Genomic DNA, 14,661 nt, shown 5'->3' on the forward strand with positions numbered 1-14,661 from the left:
GGGTTCCGTTATTTTTTTCGGTTTTTCTTGATGAATTCTTTGGCCAGATTCAGATAGTTGACGCTGCCCGACGAGGATGCGTCGTACAATAGCGCCGGTTTCCCGAAGCTGGGTGCTTCGGAGAGTCTCGTGTTGCGCTGGATGATCGTTTGGAACGCCAGATCGCCGAAGTGTTCGCGCACCTCGCCGGCTACCTGGTTGGCCAGTCTCAAACGGGCGTCGTACATGGTCAGCAGAAAGCCTTCGATCTGCAGCTGGGGATTCAGCTTCGATTGGGTCATGCGGATCGTGTTGAGCAGCTTGCCGAGACCTTCCAGCGCGAAATACTCGCACTGGACAGGGATCAGTACGCTGTCGGCCGCGACCAGCGCGTTGAGCGTAACGAGTCCGAGCGAAGGGGAGCAGTCGATCAGAATGAAGTCGTAACGCTGGCGCAGAGGGGCGAGCAGGTTTCGCATCCGCTTTTGTCCGTCCTCGATTTCGAGCAGTTCGGTTTCGGCTCCGACCAGATTGATGCTCGACGGTAGGATGTCCAGCTTCTTTATGTCGGCGAAAGCTTGGATTACGTCCTCGGGCTGCGCTTCGCCCGTGATGCAGTCGTATATGCTCCGGCCGTTGATGTCCAGTCCGAGGCCCGACGTGGCGTTGGCTTGCGGATCGGCATCGACAAGCAGAATCTTTTTGCCGAGTACGGCCATGCTTGCCGCCAGGTTGATGGCTGTCGTCGTTTTCCCGACGCCTCCTTTCTGATTGGCCAGTGCAACGATTTTTCCCATAGCGAGGTTGTGCTTTAACGGTCTTGATCTTCAGTGCGTATCGTTTCGAAAGACCCGAGATGCGGACGTTTCCGGCAACCGGGAAATCCGGTGCAAGATAGGTAAAATTTCGCAATTTCTCAGGCCGGGTTTCGCCGCTTTCCCCGAATCGGTACGATATGTGCCCGCGCGCAATGATTTATGGATTAAAGTTTTTATCTTTGAACCCGGAACGGGCTTTTCTGCGACTGACGAAAGCGGAAACCGGTTCGCCACAGTAAAAAGAAGAAATGTAAAAAATCATAGGAATGGTTGATCTGAGCAAGAGAAGTTTGCTGACCCTGCTCGATTTCTCCGCCGAAGAGATCGGGTATTTGCTGGAGCTGGCCGTTCGGCTGAAGAACGACAAGTATACCGGTCGGGAAAGAAAGACGCTGCAGGGCAAGAACATCGTGCTGCTGTTCGAGAAGGATTCGACCCGTACGCGATGCTCTTTCGAAGTGGCCGCTTACGATCAGGGCGCGCGAGTGACCTATCTGGGACCGACCGGCTCTCAGGTAGGCAAGAAGGAGTCCATCAAAGATACGGCCCGGGTGTTGGGACGCATGTACGACGGGATCGAATACAGAGGGTTCGCCCAGCGTATCGTGCATACGCTGGCGGAATACTCGGGCGTGCCCGTATGGAACGGCCTGACCAACGAATTTCATCCGACGCAGGCTCTGGCGGATATGATGACGATGCGCGAGCATACGCAGAAGCCGCTCTCGGAATGGAAAATCTGTTTTTTGGGCGACGCGCACAACAATGTGGCCAATTCGCTGATGGTGGCCTCGGCCAAGATGGGGATGGACTTCCGGGCGGTCTCGCCCGTCGAGTGCGCTCCCGATGCTTCGCTGGTAAGGCAGTGCCGGACGCTGGCCGGGCAGAGCGGAGGGAAGATCGCCGTGACGGACGATCTGGTCGCCGGCGTCGACGGATGCGATTTCGTCTATACCGACGTATGGGTTTCGATGGGGGAGCCCGACGAAATGTGGCAGCGTCGGATCGATTTGCTTCGGCCGTATCAGGTCAACGGGGCCGTGATGGAGGCCACGCATAATCCCGGAGCCAAATTCATGCATTGCCTTCCGGCGTTTCACAATCTGGAAACCAAGGTCGGCAAGGACATATTCGAAAAATTCGGTCTGACCGAAATGGAAGTGACCGAGGAGGTCTTCGAGTCGGATGCCTCGATCGTTTTCGATCAGGCCGAGAACCGGATGCACACGATCAAGGCCGTGATGGTCGCGACGCTCGGGGGCGAATACTGAAATCAAACAGGCACGGAATTGGCTGTTCCGTCGAATCATTCGTGAGATTACATGAGGGCTGAAAGCAAATACGGAATCTATCCGACGTGGAGCGACATGCTGGCGTTGCTGGGCGTTTTCGTCGCCGCGACGGTTTTGTGCAATATGCTGGGCGTTTTGTTGGTGCGCACGGGGAGCGTTTCGGAAGGATTCAGCGCATTTGTCTGTTACGGCGTTCAATTCGCCGTGACCATATTGTACGCGCTTTGGGTCAGGCGCCATCGGACGGCACGCGGGACCAAGCTGCTTCGTTTCGGAGTCCGACGGGTCGATCCTGCGGTCGTCTTGTGGGGACTCGTGATGACGATCGCCACCTCGCTGGTGGTCGAGCCGCTCGTCGACTGGATGCCCAAGGGAATGCTCGAGTTGCTTAACCGGCAGATGGGACTCGGCGGCTGGATGATGCTCACGTCGATCGTGCTGGCCCCCGTTTTGGAGGAAATTCTTTTCCGGGGTATCGTGCAGGACTCGCTGACCGAAAAGCTCGGCCCGCTGCGGGGCATTCTGATCGGGGCCTGCGTTTTCGGAATCGTGCATATCATACCGCAGCAGGTAATCAATGCTTTTTTCGTCGGAATCGTGCTCGGGTTCATTTACTATCGTTCCGGATCGCTGGTGCCGGTCATTCTGATCCATATGATCAACAATGCCATCTCGTATTTTTCATGGGTGCTGAGCGGGGAGCGGATCGTGTCGACCCGCCAGATGATCGGTAACGATACGATTTATTATATCGTGTACGCTTTGGCCTGTGCGGTTTTCGTGGTAGCCTTGATTACGATCGTGCGGACCCTGTCCCGGGACAAGGCGGGGCGTTTCGTCGGCTCGGCCGACCGAGAGGAAGCGACCGGAAGGGAGAAAGTTTCCTCGTCTGACGATAATATAAACGGACTTTAGTCGTTGTTAACGCAGAAGATCATATCTTTGCGACGGAAAATATGAGGTCGATCCTGAAAATAGCGCTTCTTCTGATGGTGACGATACCGGTGTCGTGCAAGCGTTTTGCGAATCCTTTCGCCGGAGGCGACAAGGTGCTGGCCGAGGTAGGCGGCGAGAAGCTGTACGTCCACGATCTTTCGTTCATCTTCACTCCGGACATGGCGCCGGAGGACAGCGTGAAGATACTCGGCTCCTATGTCGATCGCTGGGTGAAGATGCAGTTGAAGATTCAGGAAGCGGAGCGCATGTTCGAGAGCAGTCAGCAGGACATCGACCGTATGGTCGAGGAGTACCGCAATTCGCTGCTGACTCATAAAGTCGACCAATATTATGTCGACAAGCTGATCGATACGCTGTTCACGGATTCTCAGATCGGCGAGTACTACCGGAAGAATCAGGCCGACTTCGTGCTCGACAAGACGCTGCTCAAGGCGCGCGTCGTGCGGCTCCCCCGCAGCTACGGTCCGAAAAACAAGATCAAGGAGCTGATGATGGCTTCGGGCGAAGACCGTTATCAGGATCTGGTGGACCTTTGCGTCAAGAACAATTTCGAGTTGACGGAGCTCAACGGCTGGACCGATTTTTCCACGTTGCTCTCCCTGCTTCCGACCGACAGGACGGAAAATTACGACGATTTGCTGACAACCGACCGGGTCAGCGAAATGGAGACTTCCTCCGACGTATATTACGTGCGGATTCTGGTGTTCCGGCGGCCCGGAGACCGGGCTCCTCAGGAGAGCGTGCAGGATCTGATCCGCCGGGTGATTTTCAATCAGAGAAAGGAAGAGATCGTGCGGGCGCATGAAGACAGCCTCTACCGGCACGCGATGGAGAATAAGGAAATAATAGTGAATGTAAAAACAGACGATAGCGATGATATTCAGTAAATGGGTGGCCGCGACGGCCGGTTTGTTCGCCTGCGCGGTTTCGGGCAGCAACGCTCAGGACAAGTTTACGGCGGACAAGGTGGTGGCCGTTGTCGGTCAGTCGGTGGTACTTTATTCCGAGGTGGAGCGATATGGTAAGGCTTTGGTCGAACAGAGCAAGCAGCAGGGCTACACCTCGCAGCGCGATCCGCGTTGCGAGGCACTGGAGCACCTGATTATCCAAAAGCTGCTCTACAACCAGTCTCAGATCGACTCGCTGACGGTCCCTATGGACCGTGTCGCCGAACGCGTGCAGCAGCTCGTGGACGAGCAGATTCTGGAACGGGGATCGGTCGCGGCGCTCGAGATGTACTATCATAAGCCGATATTCAATATCAGAGAAGAGTTGCGCGAGACGATCGAGGAGGGAGCCTATGCCAGCGAAATGGAGCGTACGATCAAGGATAAGGTGCACGTCACGCCCGGCGAGGTGGAAAAGTTCGTCAAAGGCATGTCCAAGGACAGCGTGCCTATCATTCCCGAGCAGTATGTGTTTGCGCAGATCGTGCGTTATCCGAGCAATGCCGACGAGGCGAAGCTTCGGGCGCAGGAGCGTTTGCTGGAACTTAGGGAGCGGATTATCAACGGCGACAAGTTCGATATGCTTGCCAGAACCTACTCCGAAGACCCGCAGTCGGCGATCCGGGGCGGGGATCTGGGGTTAATGACCAAGGAGATGCTCGTTCCCGAGTTTGCCGAGGCCATGATGAAACTCAAGCCGGGGCAGGTGTCGGGCGTTGTCGAGACCGATTACGGGTTTCACCTGATTCAGTTGATAGAAAAGATAGGCAGTCAGTACCATGCCCGTCATATTCTGCTCAAGCCTCAGTATACCGACATGGATATGGAAGAGCCCTACAACGTGCTCGACAGCGTGCAAAGGCAGATCGTGGACGGTACGATCACGTTCGAGGAAGCCGCCATGAAATATTCGCAGGACAAGTATTCCAAGCAGAACGGGGGGCTCGCCTCGAATCTGGAACAGCTGGAGATCATGAACTACGGCGATCCGACGGAGGCTTCGGTCAAGTTTTACAAGGACTACCTGAATCCGGACGATTTCCGGGCGCTCGAAAAGTTGGAGATAGACGGCGTGTCGAAACCTTACACCACGCAGGACTACAGGCAACGGACGCTTTGCAAGGTTGTCAAGCTCAAAGAGGTTATTCCCGCTCATCCGGCCAATATCAAGGAAGATTACGTACAGTTGGAGAAGCTCGCTCTGGCCGTCAAGCAGGAGAGAGAGTTCGTCCGGTGGCTGAAGTCGAAGGTCGACGGTATGTATATCCGGATCGACGAGGATTTCAAAGACTGCGAGTTCGAGCATTCGTTCTTATTGAAATAGCCTGCCGGAAGTTCGCATGATTCGCCGTCTTCTTATTCTATTGTTGGCCGCGGCGGCCGCAGGCATGCTCGTTCTTCGGGCCCAGTCTCCGGCGGCGGTCGATTTCCGCGCCGACGTGATGTCGAGCCTCAAGGTGGGCGATTCGACGGCTTTGCTGTTGGTCGGCCATGTAGTCTTTCACCACAACGGAGCCGTGATTACCTGCGACAGCGCAATTCGCTATAACGACCGGCGGATGGACTGTTACAAGAATGTCGTGGTCAACAAGGACAGCACGTTCATTTTCGGAGACAAGGCCGATTACGACGGCCTGTCGAACGAGGCGCATATCTACTCGCCGCTGATCAAGATGATCGACAAGGACGCCACGCTGTATACCTACCACTTCTCGTTCAATACGCTGACCAACGTGGGCCATTACTGGGGCGGGGGGACCATGTCGCAGAAGGACAATCTGATGGAGTCTTCCGACGGGTACTATTACGTCGATACGCGCGATCTGGTCGGCGTGAGGAACGTCGAGATGCGCAATCCGGACTACGTGATGGAGTCGGACTCGGTTTCATACAACATGAATACCGAGATCGCGTCGTTTCATACGCTTTCATATATCTGGAACGCGCAGAACGAGTTTCTGACGGCATACCGGGGCATTTACGACCGGCGCGACGACCGGTATACGTTTACCGATCGCTCGTATATCATGACCGAGACCCAGCAGATGTGGGCCGATACGATCGTATATCGCCCCGGGTCTCAGGATGCCTTGATGCTCAGCAATGTGCAGATCGTCGACGAGCAGCAGCGCGCACTCGCTTTCGGCGATTACGCCCGATATTGGGGTAATGAGCGCAAGGCGCTGCTGACTCGCGATCCGGTAGTCGCGGGATACGACGAGGGCGAGCAGGCCGATACGGTTTTCATGCGGGCCGATTCGATTTTTCTCTATACGGTCAATCGTTTCGCTCCGCCGAAAGACTCGCTGACGGCCGCTGCCGATTCTTCGGCGAGCGACTCGCTGGTCCGGCATAGACCCGGGTCCGGCAGAAACGTTTCCGGTCGGGCCCGCGACAGCTTGGGCGCAGGTCCGGGTCTGCCTCAGGAGCCCTTGACCGGGCCTGCGGCAAAGCGTCAGGAGCAGAACGAGGCGGAGGTTTCGGCCGAAGTTTCTTCGGAGGCCGATTCGACCGGATCGGTCATGGCCGTCGACTCGCTTCAGTCCGCTCAGCCTGCCGACAGCGTGGGGCGCCCGTTGACGGAGAAAGAGCTCAAGAAACTGGAGACGGCCCGTCTCCGTTATGAAAAAGAGCAGGCCAAGAAACAGAAACGGGAGGAGCGCGCGGTCCGTATCAAAGAAAAAATCAAGGCACAAAGGGAAAAGGCCCGTTTGGAGGCCGAGAAAATCCGGGAGAAGGAGGAACAGCGTCAGCGTCGCGAGTTGGCCCGGCGCTTTGCCAAGGGCAAATCGACGAGCGCCGACACGCTCGCTTTGCATGCGCTCGATTCGGCCGCTCAGGCCCGACGGGACTCGATTGCGCTGGCTGCCGATTCGTCCCTGCGTGCCGCGGATTCTCTTTCGTCCCGGGAAGAGATCGCCTCGGATTCCGTACAGCCGCAGGCCGGCGATTCGCTGGTCCGGATTATCAGGGCGTACAACAAGGTCCGTACTTATCGTACCGACTTTCAGGCCGTGTGCGACTCGCTGGTCGCCTTTTCGGCCGACTCGACCATTCATATGTACGTCGATCCGGTGCTGTGGAGCGAGCAGAATCAGATTACTTCGCAAGTCGTCGACATATTTACCAAGAATCAGACGATCGACAAGGCCGTTTTTACGGGCGAACCGCTGATGTGCTCGGAGGTGGAGCCCGAGCGGTATTACAATCAGGTGAAGGGAAAGGTCATGGAGGCCTATTTCCGAAAGGGCGAAATATACAAGATGGATGTGAACGGAAACGGACAGACCTACTATTTCATGGAGGACGGCGACAGTACCGACCGTTATGTCAACGGTTTTCTCGTCGCGGAATGCGCCGACATCACATTCCATTTCATCGACAGGCAACTCGATCAGATCGTCTATAAGGGAAAGCCGTCCTATACGATCTATCCGATGGACAAGATTCCCGAGACCCAGCCGCTCGTCATGAAGGGCTTCCGGTGGGAGGCCGTGCGGAGACCGGCCAAACAGGATGTGTTCGACCGCTCGGTGAAGCCTTCCCAGCGCGAGCGCTACGAAAGTATGCCGAAGCCGACTTATCCGATCACCGGAGCAATCGATGAGGCGCGCAAGCGTCTCTCCTCCGAAGGGTGGAACGATCGCACGGACCGCCGGATCACCCCCGAAGCCGAGGAATTCGTCCGCTCGTTGGGAAATTGAAGTCAAAAAGCTATCTTTGTTAGGCCTGTCCCTCGGGAACAGGCCTTTGCTGTCCATAACAATTCAGAATTATGAGCATGATACGACAGTCGCTTTGGGCGATGGCGCTGCTGGTCGCGACGACGGCCGGCGCTCAACGGGCATGGTTCGCTTCCGAACGGGATACTTGGCTGCGTGAGGCTGCGGAAAGCATTCCCCCTTTGACCGAACGGATAGAGACTCCGGTCGGTCTGGTCGAAAGCGTTCGGGATACCGGGGCTTTTCAGGGGTGGCGGATGATTCCGGCGGGCGACATGGACTCCCTCTACGGGCACTCTTTCAAGGAGCGTAAGGAAGTAATCGTCGATTTCGGACGACATATGACCGGCTATTTCTCTTTCGACATAGGACGGCTGAGCGCCGATGCGGATGCCCCGCTGCGCTTCCGGCTGACGTTCGCCGAGGTTCCTGCGGAGCTGAACACGCCTTTCGATCCGTACCCCGGCGGGCTGAGCCGGGCTTGGCTGCAGGACGAGGTGGTGACCGTCATGGACGCGCCTGCGACGGTCGAACTCTCTCGCCGGGTGGCGTTCCGCTATGTGAAAATCGAGTTGTTGGCTTGGTCCTCGTTCGATTTCGCCGTGACCGGCATGCGGTTCCGGTCCGTCACTTCGGCATCGGGCGAGCCGAAGCCGCTGGCTTCGACCGCCGACCCGACGATCGTCCGGATCAACCGCATCGGGCTGGCCACGCTCGCCGAGTGCATGCAGACCGTGTACGAAGACGGGCCCAAGCGCGACCGGCGGCTTTGGATCGGGGACCTTTACCTGGAATCGCTGGCCAATACGTATTCGTTCCGGAATCACGGCCTGACGCGCCGCTGCCTCTATCTGCTCGCCGCTTTGGCCGACGAGGAGGGGTTGTTGCACGCCACGGTATTCGAGTATCCGGAGCCGCATCCCCAGACCGGGCAGCACTGCATGGATTACAGTCTGCTGTACGGCGTGACGCTTTACGAGTATCTGAATGCTACGGGCGACAGGGCGACGGCCGAGGCGTTGTGGCCGGTCGTGGTCCGGCAGGTGGAGCATGCGATGACCTATCTGCGGGACGATGTGTACGATATGGAGAAGCAGCCGGCCTGGTGGCTGGTGTTCGACTGGAAGGACGACCTGAACCGGCATGCTCCGATGCAGGGCCTGATGACTTTCGCCATAGAGCAGAGCTATGAATTGGCCAAGCTGCTGGGACGCGAGAGCGAGGTGGCCGGTTGGCCCCGGATCGTATCCCGAATGAAGGCGGCTTCCCGTCGAGTTTTCTATGACCGTCTCGAAGGCGTCGTCGTTTCGGGTCCGGACCGTCAGCGCTCGTATCTGGGACAGGTGTGGATGATTCTTTCCGGCACGTTGTCGCCTCGGGAAGGGGAGCGCGCGTTGCGTACCGTATTGGCCGACCCGGATGCGTGCTATCCCGGATCGCCTTATGCCTATCATTATCTGATCGAGGCGATGATCCGATGCGGCATGAACGACGAAGCCCGGCGGAGACTGACGGAATACTGGGGCGGAATGGCCGCTTTGGGTGCCGATACGTTCTGGGAGGTATACGATCCGACGGACCATTTCAAGTCGCCTTACAACTTCTTCCCGGTCAACAGCTATTGCCATGCATGGAGCTGTACGCCGGTGTACTTCATCAATAAGTACGCGGATATATTTCAGAAATAGGAGTTTCTGCCGATACGTGTTCCGGCGATATGCTGGTCGGTCCGTGTCTGTCCGTGACACGTGCGGCCGGTCTGTTGTCGCGTACGCTCCGGGTTTGCAGGCGTGCCGGTCGGCTTTTCCTCTTTATACGAAAACCGTCTCCGGTTCGAGAGAGAGTTTCTTGCTCAGAGAAGCCCGGCCTCGTACAGCCTGATCAGTTCCTCGACCATCATGTCTTCGCCTTCCTTGTCGTACGTGTCCTTGAGGTTGGCGCCGAACAGCCGTGCGATGCTTTGCCAGAAAAACGCGCGAAAGCCGCCCCGGAGTTCCTTGACCAGTTCGTAGGAGGTCTGGTCCGTCTCCCGGTCGATCAACTTGATCAGCAGTTTGCCTTGCGAGAGGGTCATCTTTTTCAGCACGGGCGTGTATTTCTTTTTCAGCGCCCGCTCCATCTCCTTGACGAAAATCTGCTTCTCCCGCTTGGTCGCCAGCGTTTCCATATGGGCTTCCATCGCGTGGAGCGTCGCGTTGGCCTCTTTGGCGATCGGGTAGACCCGCTTGAGGTTGTATATCAGGCGCGCGAAGCGCCGCGTGTCGACCGCTTTCCGGAATACGAAAGAGGGACTGAGCTGTATCAGCACGACGGTATCACCGTCGATAACGACATTCCTCGCCTGCCCGTACTCGGTCAGAGCCTGAGCCGACGAAGGCCGTGCGGCGGCCAACAGGAGTATCGCGATGAGTATCGCTTTCTTCATACCCGATTCCCAAATAATTCGTACCTTTGCAAAGGTAATTAAAAATGGCGACGCGAGACCGTGTCCGCCGTTCTATAAACGGGCGGGACGGCAGAATTGTTGCGACGAAGGCTCCCGGGCCTCTGCGGGACGGTTTCTGCTCGCTTGCGGGCGGGAGTCCGCTGAGCGTTTGCCATGTCGTCGGGGCCGCTGACGGTCTCGGCATTCATTCAAAACGTATCGCGTATGTACTGTGGACAAAAACTGAGCGAGAGAATTTACTGGACCGGAGTCTATGACAGACGGAAGCATCTTTTCGAGAACATGTGGCCTCTGCCCGAGGGCGTCTCGTACAATTCATACCTGATCAAGGACGAGAAGTGCGCCCTGATGGATACCGTCGAGAGCGGTAGCGACCGCAGCTATCTGGACTGGCTGGCCGATACGCTCGAGGGACGCCCGCTCGACTATCTGGTCATTCATCACATGGAGCTCGACCATTCGGGCGAGATCGAGAACCTGATCCGCCAATATCCCGACGTGCGGATCGTGGGCAATGCGAAAACTTTCCGCGTTCTGGAAGCCTACTTCGGCAAGCTGCCCAATCTGGTCGAGGTCAAGGACGGCGACACGCTTTCGCTGGGGTATCATAATCTGAAGTTCGTCTTTACGCCTTGGGTGCACTGGCCCGAGACGATGATGAGCTACGATACGACCGACGGCGTGCTTTTCTCGGGCGACGCTTTCGGCATGTTCGGCGCGACGGACGGCGGCGTATTCGACGACCAAGTCGATTTCGCCCGCTACGAAAGCGAGATGCGCCGCTATTACTCGAATATCGTCGGGAAGTACAGCGGAATGGTTCAGAAGGCGCTCGCGAAGCTTTCCTCGGCGCGGATCGGCGCGATCTGTCCGCTTCACGGACTGGTATGGCGCAGCGATCCGGCCCGCGTGATCGGCCTGTACGATCGCTGGAGCCGCTACGAGGCGGACGATGCCGCCGTCGTGATCTATGCGTCGATGTACGGCAATACGGCGCAGATGGCCGATCATGTCGCCCGCCGGATCGCCGAGGCCGGAGTACGGGACATTCGGGTTTACGATGTGTCGAAGACGCACGTATCCTATCTTATCAGCGAGATATGGCGCTGCCGGGGCGTGCTGCTGGGCAGTTGCGCCTACAACACGCAGATGTTCCCGCTCATGGAGAACCTGACCCGCGATCTGCTGCATGCCGGCCCGAAAGACAGGCTGTTAGGCGTGTTCGGAACGTATAGTTGGAACGGCGGCGGCGTAAAGAACCTGAACGCATTCGCCGAACAGATAGGGTGGGAGACGGTCGCTCCGTCGGCCGAGATCCTCGGCCGACCGACCTGCGAAAAATACGCGGCATGCGATGCGTTGGCCGATGCCATGGCGTGCAGGCTGAAAAAATAGATGACCGTCTGCCCTTGGTTTCCGTATGCGTGGGTGGCGCCGAACGTGTAGCCGGATTTGCGGATGCCGGTATTTTTAGCGCAGCAACGGGTAAAAAAGCGGCCGATTGTTAAAAAATATTAAAAATAAATCGTATTTTTGGATCGCCCGAGGCCGTTTCGGCGGTTTTCGCGGGTGTGCTAACGAACTTAAACTTTAAAGTAAGCGAAGATGGATGCAATTGCAATTTTGACGGGCGGCGGTCCCGCCCCCGGGATGAATACCGTTGTGGGCAGCGTGGCGAAGACTTTCCTCGAGAAGGGCTATCGCGTGCTGGGCCTGCACTGCGGATATTCGAGCCTGTTTACGAAGAATCCGCGTATTACGGAGATCGATTTCCTGTTGGCGGACGATATTTTCAACCGGGGCGGATCGTTCCTGACGATGAGCCGCTTCAAACCGACGGACAAGAACTTCGAGGAGGATTTCAATCTGGACCTGTTCGTCAAGAATAACATCAAACTGCTCGTCACCGTCGGGGGCGACGATACGGCGTCGACGGCCAACCGCATCGCCAAGTTCCTCGAGGCCAAAAAATATCCGATCGCCAATATTCATGTTCCCAAAACGATCGACAACGACCTGCCGCTTCCGGCCGGCTCGCCTACGTTCGGTTACCAGTCGGCCAAGGACATGGGGTCGATCATCGGCCGCACGGTCTATACCGATGCCCGCACGAGCGGCAACTGGTTCGTCGTGGCTGCTATGGGACGTTCGGCCGGACATCTCGCTTTCGGTATCGGCACGGCCTGCCATTATCCGATGATCGTGATTCCCGAAATGTTCAACAAAACGGAGATCACCGTCGAGAAGATCGTCAATTTGGTCGTATCGTCGATCATCAAGCGCAAGATCATGGGAATCGATTACGGTGCCGCGATGATTTCCGAGGGCGTATTCCATTCGCTGAGCGATGCCGAGATCAAGAAGTCGGGTATCCACTTCTCCTATGACGATCACGGGCATCCCGAGCTCGGCAAGGTGTCCAAGGCGCATATCTTCAACGAAATGCTCGAGAAGAAGCTCGCCGAGCTGAAAATCAAGGTCAAGTCGCGTCCGGTCGAGATCGGATACGAGGTCCGTTGCCAGACGCCGGTAGCTTACGACCTGGTTTACTGCTCCCTGCTGGGGATGGGAACCTACAAGTTGTTCAGCGAGGGCAAGACGGGCTGCATGGTCTATGCCGATCCGGCCGGGGAAATCTCACCGCTCTATCTCAAAGATCTGCAGGACCCCGAGACGGGCAAGATTCCGCCCCGTTTGGTCGACATCCGTTCGGACAAGTTCAAGATGGTCGTAGACAATATCCTGAACTATATCACTCCTGCCGACTACGAGGCCGCCAAGAAGTACGTGGCCGATCCGGCGGTTTACGACTTCCGTAAGATTCTGGAGTGGGATAAATAAATCTTTCGAGAGAAACGATCCGGGGGCGGCTTCATCGGGAGGCCGCTCCCGTTGTTTGAATCCGGACTCGGTCCGGCCGCCGCGCCGGAGCGAAATATACGCTCATACTAAATACAATCCTTATGAGAACGATATGGCTTTCTTTGCTGATCGGACCGCTTTTTGCGGCTTGTGCGGACAAGCCGCTGGATATGTCGAAGCCTGTGTACGTGACGGTCTCCACCGCAATGGGGGACGTGACCGTAGAGCTGTATGGCGATACGCCGCTTCACAGGGACAATTTTATCAGACTGTGCCGTTCGGGCGCCTACGACGGAGTGCTTTTCCACCGCGTGATCGAAGGGTTCGTCGTGCAAGGCGGCGATCCCGACAGTCGGAAACGGGAACCCGGCGTGCTTTACGGAGGCAACGACGGGGGATATACGGTTCCGGCCGAAATACGTTCCGGGCATTTCAACAAGCGGGGAGCGTTGATCGATGCGAAGGCCGGCGACGAGACGAATCCGGAACGAGCCTCGGCCGGAACCCAGTTCTGCTTCGTTCAGGGACGTAGAATGACGGACGAGGAGCTGGACGAAGCAGAAAAGCAGATCAACGAGATTCGGAGGAATTGGCTTTTTCATCTGTTCAAGAAGCGCTTGAGCGGCCGTTCGACGACGGTTGCCGCCGAAGAAGGCGAACTGGAGCGTCGCGCGTGGCGCATGGTGGAAGATACGTTGAGCCTGCTGGGCCGTTACAGGATTCCGGAAGAGAGGCGCGAAGCGTATCGGACGATCGGCGGAGCGCCCCATCTCGACGGTTCGCTGACGGTTTTCGGCGAAGTAGTCGACGGGTTCGACGTGATCGACAGAATGGCTCGCGTGGAGACCGATCCGAGCGACCGGCCCGTGCACGATCTGGTGATCCGGTCGACCAAGGTGTTTCAGAAGTAGGCCGTTTCCGGTCGGTTCGGAGAGCGGACGGCCGAAAAATGCCGAGGGCGGGCTGCCGGTTTCTGCTTGCGTTCCGTGTCTCCGGGCCCGCTGGCGCAGCGGCAGATTCCGGCAGACGGGACAGAAGGGCGAGGTAGCCGGTTCTCGGCTCGTGCGGATCGGATATGGCCGGCGAAGCGAAATAAGCAAGGCGGGTAAAACTTACCCGCCTTTTGCTATGCCTGTGCCGATTGCTATCTATTCGTCGCTGTCGTCAGCTACGTCGCTTTCCATGATACCTTCGTCGTCCTTAATTTCCTCATCGCCGAAGAAATCCTTGTCTTCCTCCTCTTCGACTTGATCGTCGACTTTCACATCCACTTTGATCAGGTAGCTGGTGTCTTCCGTCTCGAGTACGATGGCATAAAAAAAGTCGCCCGGTCCTTTGTCGATCCGGATCATATGGTCGGTGTAGCCGAAAGGATATTTTTTCCTCACTTCTTCGCGAAGTTCAGCAGAGAGGTTCTTATAACTGACTACTACCCTTCTCTTTTGCTTCTTTTCGGAAATCATTGCTTCAAAAAAATTTTTTGCAAGTATAAGCAAAATTTGGTAATCAAAACAGCAACCCCGGAAAAAAACTCAAATTTGTCGTAATCCGGCATTTGGCTTGCGAAAATGCGGCGTGCAGCGGGACGGACGGCCGATTTCGATCGGCCGGTCGGCTTTGAATTCGGAGCAAAATGAA

General features: G+C 56.8%; 12 protein-coding genes. 9 read left to right on the forward strand and 3 right to left on the reverse strand.

The genetic code is table 11. The features are described from left to right. Positions 1-8: 8 nt before the first annotated feature. Complete coding sequence (locus NQ491_RS01190; RefSeq protein ID WP_019245184.1) at positions 9-776, reverse strand: ParA family protein; 768 nt, start codon at positions 774-776, stop codon at positions 9-11. Positions 777-1,063: 287 nt separating this feature from the next. Here NQ491_RS01190 and argF point away from each other — a divergent pair, with 287 nt between their 5' ends. From argF to NQ491_RS01220, 6 genes are all read left to right on the forward strand, one after another. Continuing rightward, the gene (argF, locus tag NQ491_RS01195; protein ID WP_019245183.1) at positions 1,064-2,068 is read left to right on the forward strand and encodes an ornithine carbamoyltransferase; all 1,005 of its coding nucleotides are present in this window, start codon (positions 1,064-1,066) and stop codon (positions 2,066-2,068) included. A 51-nt stretch (positions 2,069-2,119) separates the two neighbouring features. After that, a complete protein-coding gene (locus tag NQ491_RS01200) occupies positions 2,120-3,004 on the forward strand; it encodes a CPBP family intramembrane glutamic endopeptidase (protein ID WP_019245182.1) in 885 nt (294 codons plus the stop codon). Positions 3,005-3,045: 41 nt separating this feature from the next. Further along, positions 3,046-3,933 (forward strand): hypothetical protein, encoded by an 888-nt coding sequence (locus NQ491_RS01205; RefSeq protein WP_019245181.1) that lies wholly within the window; start codon positions 3,046-3,048, stop codon positions 3,931-3,933. Then, the gene (locus NQ491_RS01210; RefSeq protein ID WP_019245180.1) at positions 3,920-5,317 is read left to right on the forward strand and encodes a peptidylprolyl isomerase; all 1,398 of its coding nucleotides are present in this window, start codon (positions 3,920-3,922) and stop codon (positions 5,315-5,317) included. The genes NQ491_RS01205 and NQ491_RS01210 overlap by 14 nt, the downstream gene beginning before the upstream one ends. A gap of 16 nt (positions 5,318-5,333) precedes the next feature. Further along, complete coding sequence (locus NQ491_RS01215) at positions 5,334-7,697, forward strand: OstA-like protein (RefSeq protein ID WP_034282623.1); 2,364 nt, start codon at positions 5,334-5,336, stop codon at positions 7,695-7,697. Between the two features lie 71 nt (positions 7,698-7,768). Then, a complete protein-coding gene (locus tag NQ491_RS01220; protein WP_051012971.1) occupies positions 7,769-9,403 on the forward strand; it encodes an alpha-L-rhamnosidase-related protein in 1,635 nt (544 codons plus the stop codon). A 164-nt stretch (positions 9,404-9,567) separates the two neighbouring features. Here NQ491_RS01220 and NQ491_RS01225 read toward each other — a convergent pair whose 3' ends face one another. Further along, entirely contained in the window at positions 9,568-10,140 is a 573-nt protein-coding gene (locus NQ491_RS01225) for a DUF4294 domain-containing protein (RefSeq protein WP_019245177.1), read from the reverse strand. A 225-nt stretch (positions 10,141-10,365) separates the two neighbouring features. Here NQ491_RS01225 and NQ491_RS01230 point away from each other — a divergent pair, with 225 nt between their 5' ends. From NQ491_RS01230 to NQ491_RS01240, 3 genes are all read left to right on the forward strand, one after another. Continuing rightward, positions 10,366-11,556 carry an FprA family A-type flavoprotein gene (locus NQ491_RS01230; RefSeq protein WP_034282693.1) on the forward strand — a complete coding sequence of 397 codons (1,191 nt, stop codon included), beginning with the start codon at positions 10,366-10,368 and terminating at the stop codon, positions 11,554-11,556. Between the two features lie 210 nt (positions 11,557-11,766). After that, positions 11,767-13,002, forward strand: a complete 1,236-nt coding sequence (locus tag NQ491_RS01235; protein WP_019245175.1) for a 6-phosphofructokinase — start codon at positions 11,767-11,769, stop codon at positions 13,000-13,002. Positions 13,003-13,124: 122 nt separating this feature from the next. Further along, the gene (locus NQ491_RS01240; RefSeq protein ID WP_019245174.1) at positions 13,125-13,934 is read left to right on the forward strand and encodes a peptidylprolyl isomerase; all 810 of its coding nucleotides are present in this window, start codon (positions 13,125-13,127) and stop codon (positions 13,932-13,934) included. Between the two features lie 237 nt (positions 13,935-14,171). On the opposite strand, the gene NQ491_RS01245 is transcribed toward NQ491_RS01240, so the two are convergent. Next, the gene (locus tag NQ491_RS01245; RefSeq protein ID WP_034282621.1) at positions 14,172-14,486 is read right to left on the reverse strand and encodes a hypothetical protein; all 315 of its coding nucleotides are present in this window, start codon (positions 14,484-14,486) and stop codon (positions 14,172-14,174) included. Positions 14,487-14,661: the final 175 nt, after the last annotated feature.

This window comes from Alistipes ihumii AP11 (assembly GCF_025144665.1).
GTDB lineage: Bacteria > Bacteroidota > Bacteroidia > Bacteroidales > Rikenellaceae > Alistipes_A > Alistipes_A ihumii.